The organism is Kribbella sp. NBC_01510, assembly GCF_045040325.1.
GTDB lineage: Bacteria > Actinomycetota > Actinomycetes > Propionibacteriales > Kribbellaceae > Kribbella.
This window is the reverse complement of the sequence record NZ_CP109418.1, coordinates 8,442,243-8,464,032: the sequence shown is the minus strand read 5'-3', so window position 1 is coordinate 8,464,032 and position 21,790 is coordinate 8,442,243. Positions and strand designations below refer to the sequence as shown.

Annotated in this window: 19 protein-coding genes; 14 read left to right on the top strand and 5 right to left on the bottom strand. The window is 67.9% G+C overall.

All coding sequences use genetic code 11. From position 1 onward, the window contains the following. Positions 1-3 precede the first annotated feature (3 nt). Positions 4-765: an amino acid ABC transporter ATP-binding protein gene (locus OG558_RS41285; RefSeq protein WP_405067903.1), complete on the bottom strand. Its 762-nt coding sequence runs from the start codon at positions 763-765 to the stop codon at positions 4-6. Positions 766-918: 153 nt separating this feature from the next. Further along, the gene (locus OG558_RS41280; RefSeq protein ID WP_405067902.1) at positions 919-2,610 is read right to left on the bottom strand and encodes a sigma-54-dependent Fis family transcriptional regulator; all 1,692 of its coding nucleotides are present in this window, start codon (positions 2,608-2,610) and stop codon (positions 919-921) included. Positions 2,611-2,792: 182 nt separating this feature from the next. On the opposite strand from OG558_RS41280, the gene OG558_RS41275 reads away from it, so the two are divergent. The 11 genes from OG558_RS41275 (at position 2,793) to OG558_RS41225 (ending at position 14,816) form a co-directional block, all read left to right on the top strand. After that, positions 2,793-4,430, top strand: coding sequence for a hypothetical protein (locus OG558_RS41275; RefSeq protein ID WP_329479482.1), 1,638 nt, complete (start codon positions 2,793-2,795; stop codon positions 4,428-4,430). A gap of 56 nt (positions 4,431-4,486) precedes the next feature. Then, on the top strand, positions 4,487-5,527 hold the full coding sequence (locus OG558_RS41270) for an FAD-binding oxidoreductase (RefSeq protein WP_405067901.1): 1,041 nt from the start codon (positions 4,487-4,489) through the stop codon (positions 5,525-5,527). A gap of 1 nt (position 5,528) precedes the next feature. Further along, a complete protein-coding gene (locus OG558_RS41265; RefSeq protein WP_329479478.1) occupies positions 5,529-6,626 on the top strand; it encodes an aromatic/alkene monooxygenase hydroxylase subunit beta in 1,098 nt (365 codons plus the stop codon). A 2-nt stretch (positions 6,627-6,628) separates the two neighbouring features. Next, entirely contained in the window at positions 6,629-6,964 is a 336-nt protein-coding gene (gene mimD, locus OG558_RS41260) for a propane 2-monooxygenase effector subunit MimD (protein ID WP_328526967.1), read from the top strand. 6 nt (positions 6,965-6,970) lie between these two features. Next, the gene (locus tag OG558_RS41255) at positions 6,971-7,990 is read left to right on the top strand and encodes an amidohydrolase family protein (protein ID WP_405067900.1); all 1,020 of its coding nucleotides are present in this window, start codon (positions 6,971-6,973) and stop codon (positions 7,988-7,990) included. Further along, on the top strand, positions 7,987-8,712 hold the full coding sequence (locus OG558_RS41250; RefSeq protein ID WP_405067899.1) for an iron-sulfur cluster assembly protein: 726 nt from the start codon (positions 7,987-7,989) through the stop codon (positions 8,710-8,712). The genes OG558_RS41255 and OG558_RS41250 overlap by 4 nt, the downstream gene beginning before the upstream one ends. Then, on the top strand, positions 8,709-9,734 hold the full coding sequence (locus OG558_RS41245; RefSeq protein ID WP_405067898.1) for an NAD(P)-dependent alcohol dehydrogenase: 1,026 nt from the start codon (positions 8,709-8,711) through the stop codon (positions 9,732-9,734). The genes OG558_RS41250 and OG558_RS41245 overlap by 4 nt, the downstream gene beginning before the upstream one ends. A gap of 13 nt (positions 9,735-9,747) precedes the next feature. Then, on the top strand, positions 9,748-11,397 hold the full coding sequence (groL, locus tag OG558_RS41240) for a chaperonin GroEL (RefSeq protein WP_405067897.1): 1,650 nt from the start codon (positions 9,748-9,750) through the stop codon (positions 11,395-11,397). 12 nt (positions 11,398-11,409) lie between these two features. After that, positions 11,410-11,613, top strand: coding sequence for a metal-dependent transcriptional regulator (locus OG558_RS41235; RefSeq protein WP_405067896.1), 204 nt, complete (start codon positions 11,410-11,412; stop codon positions 11,611-11,613). Further along, positions 11,610-12,077 (top strand): ArsR/SmtB family transcription factor, encoded by a 468-nt coding sequence (locus tag OG558_RS41230; RefSeq protein WP_405067895.1) that lies wholly within the window; start codon positions 11,610-11,612, stop codon positions 12,075-12,077. The genes OG558_RS41235 and OG558_RS41230 overlap by 4 nt, the downstream gene beginning before the upstream one ends. 69 nt (positions 12,078-12,146) lie before the next feature. Beyond that, entirely contained in the window at positions 12,147-14,816 is a 2,670-nt protein-coding gene (locus tag OG558_RS41225; protein ID WP_405067894.1) for a WD40/YVTN/BNR-like repeat-containing protein, read from the top strand. An 88-nt stretch (positions 14,817-14,904) separates the two neighbouring features. On the opposite strand, the gene OG558_RS41220 is transcribed toward OG558_RS41225, so the two are convergent. After that, a complete protein-coding gene (locus tag OG558_RS41220; protein ID WP_405067893.1) occupies positions 14,905-16,431 on the bottom strand; it encodes an amidohydrolase family protein in 1,527 nt (508 codons plus the stop codon). Between the two features lie 101 nt (positions 16,432-16,532). On the opposite strand from OG558_RS41220, the gene miaB reads away from it, so the two are divergent. Both miaB and OG558_RS41210 read left to right on the top strand, forming a co-directional pair. After that, positions 16,533-18,005, top strand: a complete 1,473-nt coding sequence (gene miaB, locus OG558_RS41215; RefSeq protein ID WP_405067892.1) for a tRNA (N6-isopentenyl adenosine(37)-C2)-methylthiotransferase MiaB — start codon at positions 16,533-16,535, stop codon at positions 18,003-18,005. After that, positions 18,002-18,691: a phosphotransferase gene (locus OG558_RS41210; RefSeq protein WP_405067891.1), complete on the top strand. Its 690-nt coding sequence runs from the start codon at positions 18,002-18,004 to the stop codon at positions 18,689-18,691. The genes miaB and OG558_RS41210 overlap by 4 nt, the downstream gene beginning before the upstream one ends. A 105-nt stretch (positions 18,692-18,796) precedes the next feature. On the opposite strand, the gene OG558_RS41205 is transcribed toward OG558_RS41210, so the two are convergent. Both OG558_RS41205 and OG558_RS41200 read right to left on the bottom strand, forming a co-directional pair. Next, on the bottom strand, positions 18,797-19,099 hold the full coding sequence (locus OG558_RS41205; protein WP_405067890.1) for a hypothetical protein: 303 nt from the start codon (positions 19,097-19,099) through the stop codon (positions 18,797-18,799). A 271-nt stretch (positions 19,100-19,370) separates the two neighbouring features. Continuing rightward, positions 19,371-19,820, bottom strand: coding sequence for an NUDIX domain-containing protein (locus OG558_RS41200; RefSeq protein WP_405067889.1), 450 nt, complete (start codon positions 19,818-19,820; stop codon positions 19,371-19,373). 438 nt (positions 19,821-20,258) lie between these two features. Between OG558_RS41200 and OG558_RS41195 the strand changes: the two genes are divergently transcribed. Further along, positions 20,259-21,206, top strand: a complete 948-nt coding sequence (locus tag OG558_RS41195) for an alpha/beta fold hydrolase (RefSeq protein ID WP_405067887.1) — start codon at positions 20,259-20,261, stop codon at positions 21,204-21,206. The last annotated feature ends 584 nt before the right edge of the window (positions 21,207-21,790 follow it).

Below are 21,790 nucleotides of genomic sequence, written 5' to 3'. Positions count from 1 at the left end.
GGGTCAGTGGGTGAGGATCTTCGACAGGAAGTCCTGCGCCCGCTTGGTTTGCGGATCGGTGAAGAACTTCTCCGGCTCGGCTTCCTCGACGATCTGACCGTCGGCCATGAAGACGACCCGGTTGGCCGCCCGGCGGGCGAAGCCCATCTCGTGGGTGACCACGACCATCGTCATGCTCTGGCCGGCCAGGTCGACCATCACGTCGAGGACCTCTTTGATCATCTCCGGGTCCAGGGCCGACGTGGGCTCGTCGAACAGCATCACCTTGGGATCCATCGCCAGGGCGCGGGCGATCGCCACCCGCTGCTGCTGACCACCGGACAGCTGTGCCGGATACTTGTCGGCCTGGGCGGTGACGCCGACCCGCTCGAGCAGACCGCGGGCCTTCTCGTCCGCCTCGGCCTTGGACAGACCGCGCACCTTCGTGGGACCGAGGGTGACGTTCTGCAGGATCGTCTTGTGCGCGAACAGGTTGAACGACTGGAACACCATGCCGACGTCGGCGCGCAGCTTGGCCAGGGCCTTGCCCTCGCTGGGCAGCGGCTGCCCGTCGAGGGTGATGCTGCCCTCGTCGATCGGTTCCAGCCGGTTGATCGCGCGGCAGAGCGTGGACTTTCCGGACCCGGACGGACCGATCACCACGACGACCTCGCCCTTGGCGATGGACAGATTGATGTCCTTCAGGACGTGCAGCTCGCCGAAATGTTTGTTGACCCCGGTCAGCGCGACCAGACCGGTCTTCGTCAAGGTGCCGGAATCGCTCATGGCCCAGAACCTAGCGGAGCCTAGGGTGCGGTCGCAGCGCTGGGCGGTTCCACGGTGGTAACGATCTGCAATAACCGGCGCGTACTGTGATGGAAGCCTCACAGGCTGTCCATCTGTATTAGCGTCCGATGTGAACCAGTCAGGCGGGACCCGTCAGGTGACGATTCCGTAGTCGCGGATCTTGCGGTAGATGGTCGCCCGCGACATCCCCAGCGCGGCGGCCGTGGCCTGCTTGTCGCCGTCGTACATCGACAGCGCGTCGACGATCGCGTCCCGCTCCAGCGCCTCGATCGGCGTCAACTGCCGACGGGTCGTGGCCCTGCACTCGGGTGGCAGATCGGCCAGCTCGACCACGCCGGACCGGCGTCGCTTGGCGACCGCGGTGAGGACGGCGCGCAGGTGGGTGATGTTGCCCGACCACGGCAGCCGCATCAACTGGTTCATCGTCGTGGTGGAGAAGATCAGGCCGCTGACGCCGGCCTTGGCCAGCAGCGATCGGACCAGTGCCGGAATGTCTTCGAGATGGTGCCGTAGCGGAGGTACTTCGACGGTCCGGGGGAAGAACGCCAGCAGTTGGTCGGCGATCTCGGACCGGTCCGCCGGCAGGGTGAGCGCGACCCAGGCGTCCCCGGCGATCGCGCCGTCGCGGACGCTCTGCAGTACGTCGGTGAGGCCGTAGAGGACCTCGCCCGTCAAGAGGTTGGCCCGCCGGATGATCAGGTCGGAACCAGACTCCAGTTCGGCTCGGGCCTCGGCCGGCAGGTCGTCGCCGGTCACCGCGGGATCGAGAACGGCCAGCCGCCGATCGGGGGACACGTGCCGGCGGACCGCGCGTAGCAGGGACAGCTTGCCCGCGCCCGGTTCGCCGTCGGCGATCAGCCACTCGGACCGGCGGCACGCGTCCAGCATCTCCTGGGTGACGTGCTGCCAGACCGCGCTGGACCCGGTCGTGCCAGGAACCAGGGGGGCGCGGGCGGGTTGCTGACTGCGGGCCGGTGGCCGTTGCTCCTTGATCTGGATGACGCCGCCGGCCAAGGTGTCGCCGAGGAAGGTCGGCCGGTAGGCCAGCCGCGCGGTCGTCCCGCTGGGCAGGTCGGTCAGGATCACCAGCGGCTTCGTGCCACCCCGCGCGTCCCGGGTGCGGTCGATCAGCGCCGCCTGGTCGACGGCGTCGAACCGGGCCTGTGCGTAGGCGTTCATCATGAACACTTCGTCGCCGAGCGCGAGCACCGGGCCGCCGCTGTGCCGGCAGGCGGCGTAGTAGTCGCTCAGCAGCGCGTGGTCGAGTGCGTTCGCCTCCTCGACGACCCGTTCGTGGATCCGCCGGGCCGCGAGCTTGGCGAACGACAGCAGGATCGAATTCGAGTTCCGGGCCTGGGTGGTGATGTCCAGAACGCCGAGCAGGCCGCCGGTGACCGGATGGGTGATCGGCGCCCCGGCGCAGGAGAACATCCGCAGCTTGTCGTTGTAGTGCTCGGGCCCGTGAATCAGGATCGGGCCGCCCACCTCGAGCGCCGTACCGATCCCGTTGGTCCCGACCTCGGACTCGGCGTACTGGAATCCGGGCGCGAGGTCGACGGAGTCCAGCCGCCGCAGCAGGGACGGGTCGCCGCCGCGGCGGTCGAGGACGACGCCCTTCGCGTCGGTCAGGATGATGCAGACCGGCTCGTTGGTGAGCTCCGACGACAGCGCGTCGATGACCGGCCTGGCGGCCCGCATCAGCGTGGTCTCGCGGTCGATCCGGTCGAAGTACTTCGGGGCGGGGCGGTCAACGTCCACTTGAGAGGCGTGTGAACGCTCCCATGAGACCCGGATCGGATCCCGGACCGGCTGTGCAGCGCTCATGGGTCGCCTCCTTCACGTCCGTCACCAGCGGAGTTCCCACCACGGTAGCCGCCCCGTGTGTGACCGCCATCTCACATTGAGACACGGACGCCGCCCCCGGACGGCTTTCATCCCTTCTTAACGCAGCCCGCCGTACCGCAGGAGCCGGGCCGAGAGCCGGCTCCCGATCATGGAGGCAGACATTGAGTAGGCAGAGTCTCACCAAGGCGCACGCCAAGATCACCGAGCTGTCGTGGGAACCGACCTTCGCGACCCCGGCGACCCGGTTCGGCACCGACTACACGTTCGAGAAGGCGCCGAAGAAGGACCCGCTGAAGCAGATCATGCGGTCCTACTTCCCGATGGAGGAAGAGAAGGACAACCGCGTGTACGGCGCCATGGACGGCGCGATCCGCGGCAACATGTTCCGCCAGGTGCAGCAGCGCTGGCTGGAGTGGCAGAAGCTGTTCCTGTCGATCATCCCGTTCCCGGAGATCTCCGCCGCCCGGGCGATGCCGATGGCGATCGACGCCGTACCGAACCCGGAGATCCACAACGGGCTCGCGGTGCAGATGATCGACGAGGTCAGGCACTCGACGATCCAGATGAACCTCAAGCGCCTGTACATGAACAACTACATCGACCCGGCCGGGTTCGACATGACCGAGAAGGCGTTCGCGAACAACTACGCGGGCACCATCGGCCGGCAGTTCGGCGAGGGGTTCATCACCGGTGACGCGATCACCGCCGCGAACATCTACCTGACTGTGGTCGCGGAGACCGCGTTCACCAACACGCTGTTCGTGGCGATGCCGGACGAGGCCGCGGCCAACGGCGACTATCTGCTGCCGACCGTCTTCCACTCGGTGCAGTCCGACGAGTCGCGCCACATCAGCAACGGCTACTCGATCCTGCTGATGGCCCTCGCCGACGAGCGCAACCGGCCGCTGCTCGAGCGCGACCTGCGCTACGCGTGGTGGAACAACCACTGCGTCGTGGACGCGGCGATCGGGACTTTCATCGAGTACGGCACGAAAGACCGCCGCAAGGACCGGGAGAGCTATGCGGAGATGTGGCGGCGGTGGATCTACGACGACTACTACCGCAGCTACCTGCTGCCGCTGGAGAAGTACGGCCTCACGATTCCGCACGACCTGGTCGAGGAGGCCTGGAAGCGGATCGTCGACAAGGGCTACGTGCACGAGGTCGCGCGGTTCTTCGCCACCGGCTGGCCGGTGAACTACTGGCGGATCGACGCGATGACCGACAAGGACTTCGAGTGGTTCGAGGAGAAGTACCCAGGCTGGTACTCGAAGTACGGAAAGTGGTGGGAGAACTACAACCGGCTCGCCTACCCCGGCAAGAACAAGCCGATCGCCTTCGAGGAGGTCGGGTACCAGTACCCGCACCGCTGCTGGACCTGCATGGTGCCGGCGCTGATCCGCGAGGACATGGTGGTCGAGAAGGTCGACGACCAGTGGCGCACGTACTGCTCGGAGACCTGCTACTGGACCGACGCGGTCGCCTTCCGCGGCGAGTACGACGGCCGCCCGACACCCAACATGGGACGCCTGACCGGCTTCCGTGAGTGGGAGACCCTGCACCACAACAAGGACCTGGCCGACATCGTCCAGGACCTCGGGTACGTGCGTGACGACGGCAAGACACTGATCGGCCAGCCGCACCTGGACCTGGACGACCCGAAGAAGATGTGGACCCTCGACGACGTCCGCGGCAACACGTTCATGAGCCCGAACGTGCTGCTGAACGAGATGTCCGACGCCGAACGCGAGGCCCATGTGGCGGCGTACAAGGCCAACGGAACCAAGCCCGCGGCCTGACGCGATGAGCTGTCTCGTCTGGCACTGAATCCACCGAGCATCAGGAGGAGGCCGACATGGCCGACACCCACCGGATCCGCTTCGAACCGGTCGACATCGAGATGGACGTCACCGAGGACGACAAGATCCTCGACGCGGCGTTCCGGCAGGGCATCCACCTGATGCACGGCTGCAAGGAGGGGCAGTGCTCCGCCTGCAAGTCGTACGTCCTGGACGGTGACCTGCAGATGGAGCGCTACTCCACGTTCGCGTGCAACGACGCCGAGGTGGCCGAGGGGTACGTGCTGCTGTGCCGGGCGCATGCCTTCAGCGACTGCACGATCGAGCTGCTCAACTACGACGAGGACGAGTTGCTCGGCGGCGTTCCGATCCAGACCGTGACCGCCCGGGTCCTGGCGATCGAACCGGTCACGCGGGACATCGTCTCGCTCCGGATGAAGACGGAGCAGGCGTTCGAGTTCAGGCCGGGTCAGTACGTCGACATCACCATCCCCGGCACCGACGACCACCGCTCGTTCTCGATGGCGACCACCCAGTCGACGCCGGACGAGCTCGAGTTCCTGATCAAGAAGTACCCGGGCGGCCGGTTCTCGGCTCTGCTCGACGGCGAGCTCGCGGTCGGCGACGAACTGTCGCTGACCGGGCCGTACGGCTCGTCGACCCTGAAGGACGGCCATGTGCTGCCGGTCGTCTGCGTGGCCGGCGGGGCCGGGATGGCGCCCATCCTGTCCATCCTGCGGCACCTGCGCGAGACCGGCAGCACTCGTCCGGTCCGCTTCTACTACGGCGCTCGTACGGCGGCCGACCTGTTCTACCTCGAGGCGATCAAGGAACTCGGTGCGGAGCTCACCGGCTTCGAGTTCGTCGCCTGCCTGTCCGAGTCGGCTCAGGACGCGGACGGTCTGCAGGTCGAGGAGGGCAACGTCACCGACATCGTCGAGCGGCGGGAGGCCGAGCTGCACCGCAGCGAGGTCTACCTGTGCGGGCCGCCGCCGATGGTCGACGCCGCCCTGGCGTTGCTGGAGGCAAGCAACGTTCCGAAGGACCAGGTCTTCTACGACAAGTTCACCAGCCCAGCGACTAACGATGGAGTCTGAGATGCCAGAAACCAAGCACCGCAGTTTCCCGAAGATCGAGTTCACCGACTCCGAGGCCGGCGCGCTGGAGTTCCCCAGCTCGCAGAGCCGGTCGTACAACTACTACAAGCCGGCCAAGCTGCGCGCGACGATGTACGAGGACGTCACGGTCGACGTGCAGCCCGACCCGGAGCGGCACCTGAGCCAGGGCTGGATCTACGGCTTCGGCGACGGTCCCGGCGGCTACCCGAAGGAGTGGACCGCCGCGAAGTCCTCGAACTGGCACGCCTTCCTCGACCCGAACGAGGAGTGGAACCAGACGATCTACCGGAACAACTCCGCGGTCGTCCGGCAGGTCGACCTCGGCCTGCAGAACGCCAAGCGGGCCCGGGCGTACGACGCCTGGAACCCGGCCTGGCTGAAGTTCGTCGAGCGCAATCTCGGCGCCTGGATGCACGCCGAGAACGGCCTTGCCCTGCACGTGTTCACCAGCATCCAGCGGTCCGGTCCGACGAACATGATCAACACCGCGGTCGCCGTCAACGCCGCGCACAAGATGCGGTTCGCCCAGGACCTCGCCCTGTTCAACCTGGACCTGTCCGAGGCCGACGTACCGTTCGACGGCGCGGCCCACAAGGAGGTCTGGAAGAGCGCGCCGGAGTGGCAGCCGACGCGTGAGGTGGTCGAGCGGCTGACCGCCGTCGGCGACTGGTGCGAGCTGTTGTTCGCCACCAACATCGTGTTCGAGCAGCTGGTCGGGTCGCTGTTCCGCACCGAGCTGGTGATGCAGATCGCGGCCCGCAACGGCGACTACATCACGCCGACCATCGTCGGCACCGGCGAGCACGACTACGACCGCGACCTGGGCTACAGCCGCAATCTGTTCCGGCTGCTGACCCGGGACGCCGAGTTCGGCGAGACCAACAAGGTGCTGTTCGGCGAGTGGCTCGCGACGTGGGTGCCGCGTTGCCTCGACGCCGCGCACGCGCTGCAGCCGATCTGGTCGCAGCCGGCCGACAAGTCGGTCACCTTCGCGGACAGCCTGGACGCGGCCAAGCAGAAGTTCCGTTCCCTGCTCGAGGATCTCGGGCTCGACACTCCGAAGGAGCTGGACCAGTGAGCATGCAGTTCGGATCTGCCGCCGAGTTCTCCAACAAGACCGGTGTGACCCTGATGAACACGCCGATCGGCCGGGTCGTCGCCCAGGTGATGGGCGCCAAGGACGGCGTCGAGCTGACCGAGTACCCGTCGATGATCCGCGTCGACGGCACCGGGTTGCTCGACTTCGACTACGCCGAACTGTCCGACGCGCTCGGGATGGAGTTCGACGGCTCGGTGTTCGAGGAGATCTCCTCCACCCACTACGGCCGGATGGTGCACCTCGACGACAAGACCATCCTGTTCGCCAGCCCCGAGGACGCCGCCGAGTACATCGGTTTCGACCTCACCACGAAGTGAGGCCGCATGTACGAGAAGAACGGTGAGAAGTACTACATCGTCGACGCCCACATCGCGCTGTGGGACGCCCGGGCGGAGAACCAGCGCGACATCCACGGCAAGCAGTTCATCGACTGCTTCTACGACTACCACAAGAACCTCAGCCCCGAAGAGGTCGTCTGGGACTACGACACCTACACGTACTACGGCGAGCAGCGCCTGCTGAAGGACCTGTTCGAGGACGGGTACGTCGATCACGCGATCTTCCAGCCGGCCATCCTGAGCGACTTCTACAAGCGGGGTTTCGGCCAGACCGAGGACGCCCTCGCGCTGACCCGGGCGAACCCCGGCAAGCTCACCTACAACCACGCGTGGGACCCGCGTCACGAGGAGGCCGGCCTCGAACAGCTCCGCAAGGACGCCGACCGGATGGGGCTGAAGGGCGTCAAGCTCTACACCGCCGAGTGGCACGGAGACTCCCGCGGCTACAAGCTGGACAGCCCGTGGTCGCGCCGCTATCTCGAGGAGTGCCTGAAGCTCGGGATCAAGAACATCCACGTGCACAAGGGCCCCACCATCCGGCCGCTGGACCGGGACGCGTTCGACGTCGCGGACATCGACCAGGTGGCGACCGACTACACCGACCTGAACTTCATCGTCGAGCACGTCGGCCTGCCCCGGCTGGAGGACTTCTGCTGGATCGCCACCCAGGAGCCCAACGTGTACGGCGGTCTGGCGGTGGCGATGCCGTTCATCCACACCCGGCCGAAGTACTTCGCGCAGATCATCGGGGAGTTGCTCTACTGGATCGGCGAGGACCGGATCCTCTTCTCGTCGGACTACGCGCTCTGGACACCGAAGTGGCTGGTGGAGAAGTTCGTCGACTTCCAGATCCCGGCGGACCTGACCGAGTACGCGCCGCTGACCGTCGGGCAGAAGAAGAAGATCCTCGGGCTGAATGCGGCGAGCCTGTACGACCTCGACGTACCCGAGGAGCTCCGGCTTCCCGCTGACGCCGGATCGCGGGAAGAAGCCGTGGCGTCATGATCACGGTCGCGGTGTCGCTGGAGGCCGGCGTCGCGGCGGCGCTCGCGACCGTCGTCGACCCCGAGCTGGACCAGCCGATCACGGAGCTGGGCTTCGTCCGGTCGGTCCGGATCGACGACGCCGGCGTGACCGTCCACCTCCGGTTGCCGACGTCGTTCTGTGCGCCCAACTTCGCCTACCTGATGGCATCCGACGCGGTCGACGCCCTGCGTCGGGTGCCGGAGGTGGGCACGGTGACGGTACTGCTCGACGATCACCACGACTCGGACAAGATCAACGCCGGTCTGGCCGCGGACGCGGGCTATGTCGGCACGTTCGGATCCGAGGCCGAGCAGGACCTGGACGAGCTGCGCCGGACCTTCCAGCGCAAGGCGCACACCGCGGCGATGGAGCGGTGCGTGATGGCGTTGCTCCGGTTCAGCAGTACCACCGTCGACCAGTTGTCCGGGCTCACCCTCGGCCAGCTGGTCGGTGGTCCGCACAAGGAGGCCCTGCTCCGGCGGCGGACCGACATCGGACTCGGCATCCGGCCCGACGACCTAGTGCTGGTCGACGACGACGGCGTTCCGGTGCCGCCCGAGGCGATACCGATGCGGCTGCGGTTCGCGAAGGCAGTCCGGATCTCCGTCGAGGGCAACGCGCACTTCTGCCGCGGCCTGCTTGCCACCCGGTACGACGACGAGCCGGGCGGCCTGATCACCAATACGAGGAGGACGAAATGAGAGCCGTCCAGGTCATCGGCTATCACGAGAAGTTGCAGCTGTCCGACGTACCCGAGCCGAAGGTCACCGGGCCGCTCGACGTCGTCGTCCGGATCGGGGGAGCGGGGGTCTGCCGGACCGACCTGCACATCCTCGAAGGGCAGTGGGCGGAGAAGAGCGGCGTACGGCTCCCGTACACGATCGGCCACGAGAACGCCGGCTGGGTCCACGCGGTCGGCGACGCGGTCACCAACGTGGCGGTCGGCGACAAGGTGATCCTGCATCCGCTGATCACCTGCGGACTCTGCCGGGCCTGCCGGTCCGGCGACGACGTGCACTGTGAGGCGAGCAGCTTCCCGGGCATCGACACCGACGGCGGGTACGCCGAGTATCTGCGCACCACCGCCCGGAGCGTCGTACGGATCGACGACTCACTCGAGCCGGCCGATGTCGCGGCGCTCGCGGATGCCGGGCTGACCGCGTACCACGCGGCAGCGAAGGCGGCCCGGGCGCTCAGGCCGGGCAACGTCTGCGTGATGATCGGCGCGGGCGGACTGGGGCACATCGGGATCCAGGTGATGAAGGCGATCTCGGCGGCGACCGTGGTCGTTGTCGACCGCAACAAGGCCGCGCTCGACCTGGCCGTCGAGATCGGCGCCGACCACGGAATCGTTGCCGATGGCACCCAGGTCGACCAGGTCCGGGAGCTGACCGGCGGTGCCGGCGCGGAGGCGGTGATCGACTTCGTCGGCGAGGGCGGCGCCACCGCCGATGGGGTCGCGATGCTGCGGCGGGCCGGCAACTACTACGTCGTCGGGTACGGCGAGAACCTCGACGTACCGACCATCGACGTGATCTCGACCGAGATCAACTTCCTCGGGAACCTGGTCGGCTCCTACAACGACCTGCAGGACCTGATGGAGCTCGCGGCCCAGGGCAAAGTCGCGCTGCACACCACGAAGTACCCGCTGGCCGAGTTCCAGCAGGCCATCGACGATCTCGACCACGGCCGGGTCCGCGGCCGGGCGATCCTCATCCCCTAGCAGGAGGCTGACCATGGCGAAGGAACTGCGGTTCAACACGGACGCGCGGCGGTTGCTCGAGTCCGGCGTGAACGCGCTCGCGGACGCGATCAAGGTGACGCTCGGACCGAAAGGCCGTAACGCGGTGCTGGAGAAGCTGACCGGCCCGCCGACGATCACCAACGACGGCGTCACCATCGCTCGCGAGATCCAGCTGCGCGAACCCTTCGCCAACATGGGCGCGCAGCTCGTCAAGGAAGTCGCGATGAAGACCAACGGGGTGGTCGGCGACGGCACCACCACGGCCACCGTGCTGGCCCAGGCGATGGTCCGCGAAGGCCTTCGCGAGGTCGACGCGGGCGCCAACCCGATGCGGGTCCGGCGCGGGATCGAGCAGACCGTTCCGGTGGTGATCGAGACGCTGCGGGAGTGGGCGGTCGAGGTCCGCGGCCGCGACGAGCTGCGGCACATCGCGACACTGGCGGCCAGTGACGACGAGGTGATCGGCGCGGTGATCGCGGACGCGGTCGACTGGGTCGGGCGCAACGGCATCGTCACCACCGAGGAGTCGGACACGCTCGGGATGTCGGTCGAGGTGGTCGACGGCATCGAGTTCGACCACGGCTACGTGTCGGCATACATGGTGACCGACCGGGAGCGGATGGAGACCGTCTACGACCACCCGGTGATCCTGCTGACGAACAAGAAGATCACCCAGGTGCAGGAGATCATGCCGGCCGTCGAGGTGGCACAGCGCGCCGAGCGGCCCCTCGTCGTTCTCGCCGAGGAGGTCGACGGGCCGGCGCTGCAGCTGCTGGTCGGCGGCAACATGCACAACACGATGCGCTCGGTCGTCGTCCGGGCGCCCGGCTTCGGCCACCGCCGGATCGCCGAGCTGGAGGATCTCGCCACCGCGCTCGGCGGTTCGGTGATCGCGAAGGACACCGGGCTCGACCTGTCCGACGTGAGCCGCGAGCACCTCGGGTCCTGCGACCGGATCACGATCACCGAGGACTCCACGACGATCGTGGGCGGGCACGGGGACGCGTCACTGGTGGAGGCGCGGATCTCCCAGCTGGAGAAGCAGTTCGAGCGAGCCAAGATCGAGGCCGACCAGGACAGCCTGCAGCTGCGGATGGCCCGGCTGGCCGGCAAGGTCGCGGTGATCCGGGTCGGCGGCGCGACCAGCGTCGAGCTGAAGGAGCGGATGCTGCGGGTCGAGGACTCGCTGGCCGCGACCCGGGCCGCGCTCGAGGAAGGTGTGGTGGCCGGCGGCGGGACCGTCTTGGTCCAGGCACAGGCCGTGCTGTCGAAGCTGGAGCTGTCCGGCGACGAGGCCATCGGCCGCGAGGTGGTCCGGCGAGCACTGCCGGAACCGCTGCGGTGGATCGCGATCAATGCCGGGTACGACGGCGACGAGGTGGTGGCGCGGGTCGCCGAGCTGCCGAACGGGCACGGCTTCAACGCGCTCACCGGCCAGTACGCCGACCTCGTGGAGGACGCGGTGATCGACCCGCTCAAGGTCACCCGGGCGGCGCTGGAGAGCGCGGCCTCGATCGCGGCGCTGCTGATCACCACCGAGACCGCCGTCGTCGAGGAGATCCTCGGCAACCCCGGCGCGATCATGGCGCCCGGCTTCGGCGATCTCGCCGAGGGCATGGTCCGCCCGTCCAACATCTACTGACGGGAGCGTGCCATGGGCGACCGACGGCATCAGTTGCTGGAGACCTTTCTGCACCGGGTCCTCGGCGTCGGCCTCGACGAGGTGCACGCGGAGGCCGTCGTACTCGCGCAGGGTCTCAGCGACCGGCTCGAGGAGCTGATCGACACCGCGCTCGGATACCCGACCCGGGACCCGCATGGGGCGCCGATCCCACCCAAGGCGCGCGTGGACGCATGATCGAACCGACCTCGCCGCAGCTCGCCACCGCGGCCCGCACCTTCGGGCTGTTGCTGGCGCCGGTCCGGCTGCATCTGGTCGCACTGGCGAGCTGCGGTGAGTACGACGTCGGCACGCTGGCCGCGCGGGTTGGCGTCAGCGTGCCGACGGCGAGCCAGCACCTGGCCAAGCTGCGACTGGCCGGCCTGGTCAGCGCCCGGCGGGAGGGTCGCCGGCAGTTCTACACCGTCGACGACCCGCACGTGATCGCGCTGGTCGAGCAGATCTTCCAGCACGTCGCCCCCGACGGCTCCCTCGTGCCGGATTCCGCGGACCCAGCCGGCCCTGGTCCGGCGAGAAACGCTCGCCGGCAGCGGCTGAGATCCGCCGGCTTCGCAGGTTTTCCCTTGCCCGTGCCGGAGGTGGATCGATCACTTCCACTGCAGGCATCCCGGACGTATCGTCTCCGCGGCTCTGTGCGTTGATCCAGGGCTACGGGAGTGCCGAAAGGTTGAAGGCACCCCGCCGAAGATGGGTCGGAGACTTACATGCGGATGTCGCTGACAAGGCGCAGTCGGAAGATTCTCGCCGGCAGCCTCGGTGTCGCCCTCGTTGCCGTGGGAGTTGGCGGCTACGCCGGCCGATACGAGCTGAAGGAGGAGTGGCTCAAACACCAGTGGGCCGGCCGGCACTACAACGCGGCCGTGATGGAGAAGGCACTGATGATTGCCGGTGGCAATCCGGCCGAGATGCAGAGCGAGTCCAAGGAAGCCTTCACCATCGCCGACGAGTTCGAGCAAGCACGTACCGCGCCCGGTGGGATCGTGGCCCCAGGCGCCTACTCGGCCGCGTTCGCGCAGCTGACCGCCATGCAGCACACCGCGGGCGCATGGCGTGACGTGACCCGGGTGCCATACAACGCGGACGACCCGAGGTACCGCGACTGGTACTCCAACTCCAGTGGCGGCGCGGGCCACGTCACCGGCCGGATCACCGGTCTGGCCGCCGACACCGCCAACCATGTGTACGCCGCCGGCGCGAACGGCGGCGTCTGGCGGTCGACCACCGGCGGCGGCAACTGGACACCGCTGAGCGACTCACTGCCGTCACTGAGCGGGGGCGATCTCCAACTGGCCGGCGACGGTTCGCTCTGGTACGCAACCGGCGAGGCCAACACCGGCGGTACGTCGTACGTCGGCTCCGGCGTGTACCGGCTCGCGAACCCGGTCACCGGGACGTTCTCGCCGGCCGACCGAGTCGGTGGCAAGGAGCTGGAGTCGACCACGGTGGGGCGGCTGCGCTGGGGTGGCGGGCAGGTGTTCGCCGCCACCAACCGCGGCGTCTGGTACCACGACGCGTCGACCACCGCCGGCGCCTGGAAGGTCGCGTTCTACCCGAACCCGGACTTCATGCCCGAGATCAAGGACGACGCCGGCAACGTGCTGGTCCCGGCCGGCAGCCAGACCGGTGGGGCGACCAACGCGGCGTACAAGAACATCGTCAACGACATCGCGATCGACCCGAAGAACCCCAAGCACGTGATCGCCGCGATCGGCTGGCGCTCGGGTGACACCTACAACGGGTTCTACGAGACCACCGACTACACCGCGGGGCCGTCGAGCTGGAAGCGGCTGGACGTGGTGCTCGGCGGTATCAAGAACAGCACTGACGTCGGCTACACCACCTTCGCCTTCAGCAAGACCGGCGACCGGTTGTACGCCCTGGTCCAGCAACCGAGCAAGATCAACGGCAGCACCAGCCTGGCCGGCATCTTCGTCTCGAAGACCGGCAGCCCGTCCGGGCCGTGGAACAAGATCGCCGACCCGCAGATCCTGCACAACAGCGGCTCCGCGCTGGACCGCAAGGGATACGCGGTCGGCGTCCAGGCCTGGTACAACCAATTCCTGGCGGTCGACCCGGCCAACGCCGACCACGTCTGGGCCGGGCTCGAGGAAGTGTTCGAGACGACCGACGCCGGTTCGCACTGGGCCGCCGTCGCTCCGTACTGGAACTTCGGCTTCGGCTGCTGGAACATCGACGACTCGAAGAACAGCTGCCCGATGGCGCCGCACTCTGACCAGCACTCGGTGGCCGTGGGTACCTCGGGCGGCAAACCGGTCGTCTTCGTCGGCAACGACGGGGGCGTCTACAAGCGCCCGGTGAACGGACAGGTCAATGCCAACAAGAACGGCACGGACTGGCAGTCACTGACCACCGACGGCTCGATGGACGCTCTCCAGTACTACTCCGTGTCGGTCGGCAAGGACACCAAGAGCGGCGGTGTCGTGGTGTCCGGAGGCCTGCAGGACAACGGTGTGTCGAACCTGTTCGGGGTCAAGCCGGACGGGTCCAACTCCGACACCGGGATGGGCTCCAGCTTCGGTGGTGACGGCGGCGACGGTGTGGCTGACCCGCAGAACGGCTGCAACCAGCTGCAGGAGTACGTCGCTCTCGCGGTGAAGATCACCAACACGTGCGCACTGAACAAGGGTGCGCTCAGCGAGGCCGACGCGAGCTCCTGGAGTCTCGACCCGGGCGATCCGGGTGCGCGCTTCATCGCGCCGATCGGGATCGACTCGGCCGACTCGAACGGGTTCATCGCCGGCGGCCAGTACGTGTACACCTCCACCAAGGGCTGGGGGATGCGGAGCGCCTCGGAGTGGACCAAGGCGTTCGACCTCGGCGCGGGTCACGCGGCCACGGCGGTCGCGATGCGCGGTGGCGTGGGCTGGGTGAGCTGGTGCGGCCCCTGCAACAACGCCGGATTCACCCGGGGTCTGGCCACCAACGCGGGTGGGTCGTGGCACCAGGTCACGTTGCCGGCTGAGGTCCCCAACCGGTATCTGGCCGGAGTCGGCATCGACCCGGCGAACGGTCAGCATGCGTACGTCGCGGTGAACGGGTTCTCCCGGCGGTTCACCGAGGGGCCGGGAGCGGGTGTCGGCCACGTCTACGAGACGAAGGACGGCGGCGCCACCTGGGCGGACATCTCGGCGAACCTGCCCGACGTGCCGACCAGCGCGGTCAAGCAGCTGGCCAACGGCGCGCTCGTGGTCGGCTCCGACCTCGCGACGTTCTATCGCGCACCTGGCGCGACCACGTGGCAGGTGCTCGGCAGCGGTCTGCCGACGACGACGGTGATGGACATCGAGTCCGGACCCGACGGCAACATCTACGCAGCCACCCACGGTCGCGGCATCTGGAGCATCAGGCCACCGGCCTGAGTACACCGCGAGGACGGCTCACCCCGGAGGGTGGGCCGTCCTCGGCCGTTCATGCACCGCCTGCGGCGTGGTTCTTCCGGTGGGCCGATCAGGCCGGCCGGGCCGTCGCGCAGCAGCCGCCCGCGGCGATCGCTCCGGCCGCTGGTGGTTCCCTGACGACGGCCTCCACCTCGGCGAGCATCCGCTGCCGCTGCGTCGGTGAGATGACCCGGCCGCGCGTGACGACCGAGTGGATCTTCCGGGTGTTCCGGATGTCCGTCAGCGGGTCCGCATCCAGTACGACGAGATCCGCGATCTTCCGTGGTTCCACCGAGCCCAGGTCCGCGGTCAGCCCGAGGAACCTGGCCGGCTCGACGGTGGCGGCGTACAGGGCCTGGCGTGGGGTGGCACCGGCCGTCACCAAGTGCTCGAGTTCCTCGTGCAGGGCGAAGCCGGGGACGGAGTACGGCGTACCCGTGTCGGTGCCGGCCAGGATCGGGACGTCGTGGGCGAACAGTTCACGGACGAACCGCTGCCGCCACGCCCACATCTGGCGCTGGTGCGAGATCTCCTCGGCGGTCCGGTTGGCGGCGTACAGGTTCTCCATCACGTAGTCGTAGGTGCCGATCGAGTCGGCGCTCAAGTACTTGGCGAGCGCGGGATCGAGCCGGGTGTAGCCGGGTTGGTCGAGGACCTTGTGCATGGTCAGCGTCGGCGTCACGCGGGTGCGGTTGCGGCGCAGAGTGCCGAAGACGTCCGCCGCCCGGGCCGGGCTGTAGGTGTTCGCGGCGATCCACTCGATCGGGTGCAGTTGCCGGAACCAGGCGTTGTAGTCGCCGGTGCTCACGCTGATCGCGCGGACCATCCGCCGTACCTCGGCCTCGCGAGTGGAGACGGACAGGCCGAGCGAGTGGATGTGCTCGATGCTGCGCTGGCCGGCGTTGCTGACCTCCTTCGAGGTGAGCTCGTCGGGTCCGTGGCCGTGGACGGTCAGTCCGACCTTGCGGGCCTCGTCGAGGATGGCGGCGTACGCCAGCTTGTTCAGGCGCGAGTACACCTTGACGAAGTCGGCGCCCTCGGCCTTGACCTGGTGTACGGCGGCTCGCGCGGCGGCCGCGTCGTCGACGACGAGGACGTGCAGGAGGTTCGGATCCCACAGGGTCGGGTCGCCGTCGATGATCTGGCTGGCCACGATCATCCGCGGGCCGAGCAGCGTGCCGGTGTCGATCCGGTCGCGCCAGTCGTAGAGCATCGGGTTGGAGGCGGCCATCTCGCGGACCATGGTCAGGCCGTTGGCCAGGTACAGCGGGGGAGACACCCGCTCGTCGCCGAGGCTGTGGACGTGCATGTCGGCGAGTCCGGGGATGACGTACTTGCCGGTTGCATCGATCACGGTCGCGCCGCGCGGGACGGGGATCCGGCCGACGCCGATGATCCGGTCGCCGCTGAGCAGCACGGTCTGGTTGCGATCCCGGCTGCCGGTGGCGACGTCGATGACGGTGGCGTTGATGAGGGCGGTGAGTTGCTTTTGGGGCTTTGCCGAGGCTGTGGAGGTGCTTGTCGAGAACGAGCCACCGGCGATCACGGCGGCGCCGGCGGCGGTACGGGCGAGGAACTGACGGCGAGAACTGTTCATGCCCCTCACTATTCTCGCCGGGCGCGCGCCGGTCAGGGGTTACAGGCAGCAGGTCCCAGGTAGGGAAATGTCTACCTCGGCACGTACTCTTGGTGGCTGTCATGCGTACTTATGAGGTCCGCACCTACGGGTGCCAGATGAACGTCCACGACTCCGAGCGGCTCCGCGGCCTGCTGGAGGACGCGGGTTATGTCCGCGCGCCCGAGGGCGACCAGGCCGATGTGGTCGTCTTCAACACCTGCGCGGTCCGGGAGAACGCCGACAACAAGCTGTACGGCAACCTCGGCCACCTGGCGCCGGTGAAGGCGAAGAAGCCCGACCTGCAGATCGCCGTCGGCGGTTGCCTGGCGCAGAAGGACAAGGCGTCGATCGTCCGCAAGGCGCCGTGGGTCGACGTGGTCTTCGGGACGCACAACATCGGCTCGCTGCCGGTGCTGCTGGAGCGGGCCCGGGTGGAGCAGGAGTCGCAGGTCGAGATCCTCGAGTCGCTCGAGGTGTTCCCGTCGACACTGCCGACCCGGCGCGAATCGCCGTACTCGGCCTGGGTGTCGGTGAGCGTCGGCTGCAACAACACGTGCACGTTCTGCATCGTGCCGGCGCTGCGCGGCCGGGAGAAGGACCGGCGGCCGGGCGACGTCCTGGCCGAGGTCGAGGCGCTGGTCGCCGAGGGCGTCCTCGAGGTGACCCTGCTCGGCCAGAACGTGAACTCGTACGGCGTCGAGTTCGGCGACCGTTACGCGTTCTCGAAGCTGCTCCGTGCGTGCGGCGGGATCGACGGCCTGGAGCGGGTCCGGTTCACGTCGCCGCATCCGCGGGACTTCACCGCGGACGTGATCGAGGCGATGGCCGAGACGCCGAACGTGATGCCCTCGCTGCACATGCCGCTGCAGTCCGGTTCGGACCGTGTTCTGAAAGCGATGCGGCGCTCGTACCGGCGTGATCGGTACCTTCGCATCATCGAAGACGTCCGGGCGGCGATGCCGGATGCCGCCATCACGACCGACATCATCGTCGGGTTCCCGGGGGAGACCGAGGAGGACTTCCAGGGCACGCTCGACGTGGTCCGGCAGGCGCGGTTCGCGGGGGCGTTCACCTTCCAGTACTCCAAGCGTCCTGGTACGCCGGCTGAGTCGATGGAGGATCAGGTCCCGCGCGACGTCGTCCAGGATCGGTACGAGCGGCTGGTCGCGTTGCAGGACGACGTGGCCTGGGACGAGAACAAGGCGATCGTCGGTCGGTCGCTCGAGGTGCTCGTCGCCGAGGGTGAGGGGCGCAAGGACGCCGCCACTCATCGGCTCAGCGGGCGGGCCCGCGACAACCGCCTCGTCCACTTCGCGCTCCCCGAAGGCGTCGACCCGCCGCGGCCGGGCGACCTGGCCACGGTCGAGGTCACCTACGCCGCACCCCACCACCTGGTCGCGGACGTCTTCGGCGCCGTACGCCGCACTCGCGCCGGCGACGCGTGGGAACGCGCGCAGGACGCACCGGCCGCTACACCTGGAGTGATGTTGGGCATGCCAACGATCGGAGCCACGCCCCTCGAACCGGCAGCCGGCGGCTGCCAGGCCGGATGACGGGTCGGCCGGGCGGGGGGGCTCCCCTCCTGCCACCCGACGCGGAGCCGTTTGCCTCGGGGCGAGACGCGGACATCTTCTCGATCGACGACCAGTGGGTCCTGCGGCGCTACCGCGACGGGTACCCGGTGCGCGACGAGGCGGAGTTCATGCGGCACCTCGCGAAGTACGACTACCCGGTGCCGGCGGTCCGTGAGATCGACGGTCCGGACATCGTCATCCAGCGACTCGACGGTCCGACCCTCGGCGACGCGGCGATCGCGGGTGACCTCAGTGCGACGGAGGTCGGCGAGATCCACGCCGATCTGCATCGCCGCCTGCAGGCCATCCCGGCACCCAGCGGTGCGCCGGGCCAGGTCGTGATCCACGGAGATCTGCACCCGCTCAACGTGATCGCGACCGCCCGTGGTCCGGTCGTCATCGACTGGCGCAACGCCAGGGAAGGCACACCCGAGTACGACATCGCGATGTCCGCGATCATCTTCGCCCAGGTCGCGCTCGACCCCGCCTTCGAAGCACTCTCGCCGTTGTTGCGCGAAGCCCTCGCCACCTACCTCGCGAACTCCATCGACCCGACCCCCGGCTTGCCCGCCGCACTCGAGGTCCGCGGCAGCAACCCGACGCTCACGCCCGCGGAACTAGCGCTGCTGCCCGCGCAGGAAGAGCTCATCCGCTCACTCCTCTAGCGCGACGCCTGGTGGGCTGGGACACCCGGTTGCGGGCGGAGACAGGAAATAGCTTGTCTCCGCCCACCAGAAGGCGTCCCAACTCCCGACAGTTGGCTGCCGGGGCTAGGCGTTCAGGAACTGTGACGGCTTCAGCGCGCGGGTGACGATGCGGAGCTCTCGCCGAGGTGGCCGGCGAACGCCTGCTCGATCACGTTGGCGTAGTGGTTCGCGCCCAGCAGCCACGGCTTGCCGGCAGTCGCGAGCCCGTTGGACGACGTCGATCGTGTTCCGGGCCAGGTCGAAGTGGTAGAGCCGGATCATGCCGGACCCGCCGTAGTACCGGTCCTGATAGTTGGTCAGGTGCAGGTGCACGTCGTGGCCGGCGGCGTTCTGCCGGACCACCCGGCCGGGCGGCCGCCAATCCATTGCCAGCAGCAACCACTGCCGTCCGGCCGCCCGGAACACGTGGTACGAGTTGTACCCGTTCGCCGTCGAGCCGCTCAGCGGCGCCGGGTCCCCCCGGTCCTGATCGAACTGATACTGCGTATCCGGTACGACGGCCAGCGTGAAGCGCGGGTGCTCGGTGTCGATCCGTCCCGCCGTCTTGCTCGCCGTACCTGCCGCAACTGCTGCCGTCGTGCCGCTGCCGGATGCCGCAGCATTCCCGGTGGTGAGAGGCGAACCCTGGAAGCAGAAGTCAGAACCCGTGCGCGATCACGGCAGGCAGTCCGTCACCGGCGATCCCCGCCAGCACCCGAGCCTCATGCGGCACCACCGGATCGGGCAACTTGTCCAACGAGAACCAGTCCAACCCATCCGCCTTGTCCGGCTCCATCAACCGAGGCTCACCCGACCACCGAGTCGTCGTGAAGAAGAAGTCCACCCGCTCATCAATCGGATCCCCGTTCCCGCCGGTCCGATGCATCGCGGTCACCGGCACGAGATCACCCGGATCGATCTCCACCCCAACCTCTTCCCGAACCTCCCGCACCGCGGCCGCAACCGCCGACTCTCCCCGCTCCACATGCCCAGCCGGCACCGCCCAATACCCATCCATATAGCCGGTATTGGCCCGCAGCATCATCAACACCTCGTCCCCCCGCCGCAACACCACATAAGCCGCCGGCACCACCCGAAACCGATCCATACCCCAGACCCTAATAGCCCCCATCGACACCCGTTTCACCACGGCAAGGACACCGCGAAAGGACACGCCTCCGGCGCGACTGTTCTTTCGCCCGCCTCCGGCGGCGCACACTGTGGACACGGATCACCGCGATCGGCGAATCAACTCGGGCGCGCGGACAAGTCCCACTGGGGAGTTGGGGCCAGCTGTTCGCCAGCCGCCGCAGGCTTCGGAGTCACCGTCGTAGCGGCCTCCTACCAAGCAGTCTCCTTGCACGGCGTCCGCTACGTCCCCGTCACCGGCCACCAACTCACCCTCCAACTCGCCTGGTCCGCCGACAACACCAACACCACCCTCCCCGCCTTCTTACAAACCGCCCGCCAAACAACCCAGCTCCGGAGTTAGCCAGTAGAAAAACAGTTGGCTCGCTCGACCGGGTGATCGTGTAGAACCACGTGCATGGTTCTTCCGACTGAGGTCGTTGCGACCGAGCGGATCGAAGTCCGTGATGGGCACCGCCTGGCGGTGCGGCGTCGTGGGGACGGCGGCGTACCGCTGCTGCTCATCCACGGGTTCCCGTGCACGAGTCGCATCTGGTCGCACAACATCGTCCCGCTGGCCGAGGTGGGTTTCGACGTCGTCGCGCCGGACCTGCGCGGGTACGGCGACTCCGATTTCGCACCGGATGACTTCTACGACCTCAACGCGTTCAACACCGACCTGACCGCCTTGTTCGACAAGCTCGGCTGGGATCGCGCAGTCATCGCCGGGCACGACCTGGGCGCGATGATCGCCGTCGACATGGCCAACCGCCACCCCGACCGGGTGGACCGCTTGGTGATCCTGGACGACTCCATGCCCGACCTGGCTGAGACGTTCGCAGCGGCGGGCATCCCGCCGAGCCGGCCCAAGCCCGCCGTCTACGACTACCACCGCCTCCAAGGGCGCCACGCCGACGCCTTGGTCGCAGACCTCAACACCCCCGAACAGCGGCGGCGTTACATAGCTGAGTTCTACGGACATCGCCTGTGGTGTCCGCCCGATGCCTTCGACGAAGACGATTTGGCCTTCCTGACCGAGCCGTACGGCGACACGGACCGCCTGCGCGCCTCCTTCGCCGACTACGAAGTGGTCATGGGCACCCGGCCACTGTCGGCCCCAGAAATGCTCGACCGCCCGGTCCAGCAGCGCGCCCTGGTACTGATCGGCGCCGACCAGGTAACCATCGGCGACCACGCCGAGCAGCGATGCGCACTCGCCTTCCCGGAAGCAGTCGGCCCCTTCTGGGTCAAAGGCGCCGGCCACTTCATGCCCTGGGAGCGCCCCGAAACAGTCAACCGAGCCATCCACTCCTTCTGCGGCGACCTCCTAGCGACCGCCGCCAAGCGCCCCGGCCCTCACACCTGAACCTCCTCCGAGCACCACAGCCCTGCTCGTCATTCGCCGCTGACCAGTTCCACTCGGCTTGGTAGGGGGAGTGCGGCTGCTGCCGCGTCAAGCAGGGTTGGGGCGGTAGTCCGGAGTGACCGCCAGCCCGAAGCCGGTCCTGGCGGCCAGGTGCGGGGTTCACCCCTGATCTGGTCCCTTCACCCCGGGTATGCGGTGGGTAGAAGGGTGCAATTGCGAGGTTCTCCCCTTAAATTGACCCGGGGCGGAAGGCAAGTGCGGTAACGACCTCGACGTTTCGTGGCGAGGCACGAGCTTGCCCGGTGCATCGGCCAGCAGACCGCCAGTTGCTCCCCTCCGCTCGTCATCGGCCGGGTAATTGTTCATGCCGGTTCGCCTTCCTTCGGAACGACTTCGCTGCGCCGATCACGACGGCTCGTGTTGCGGCGCGCGCCCTTCTAGCTGGCTGTTTCACCGATTGCGCTGGTCCCTGTCACCGGTGTGCGCGCCGCCGAAGGCGGTGTCCAATGCCGGGCGGGCGCTTCCATGGTTTTTCCGCGCCGAGTGCGCGATCCGTGTCAGCGGTTCGCGGCGCGGCCAGAAGA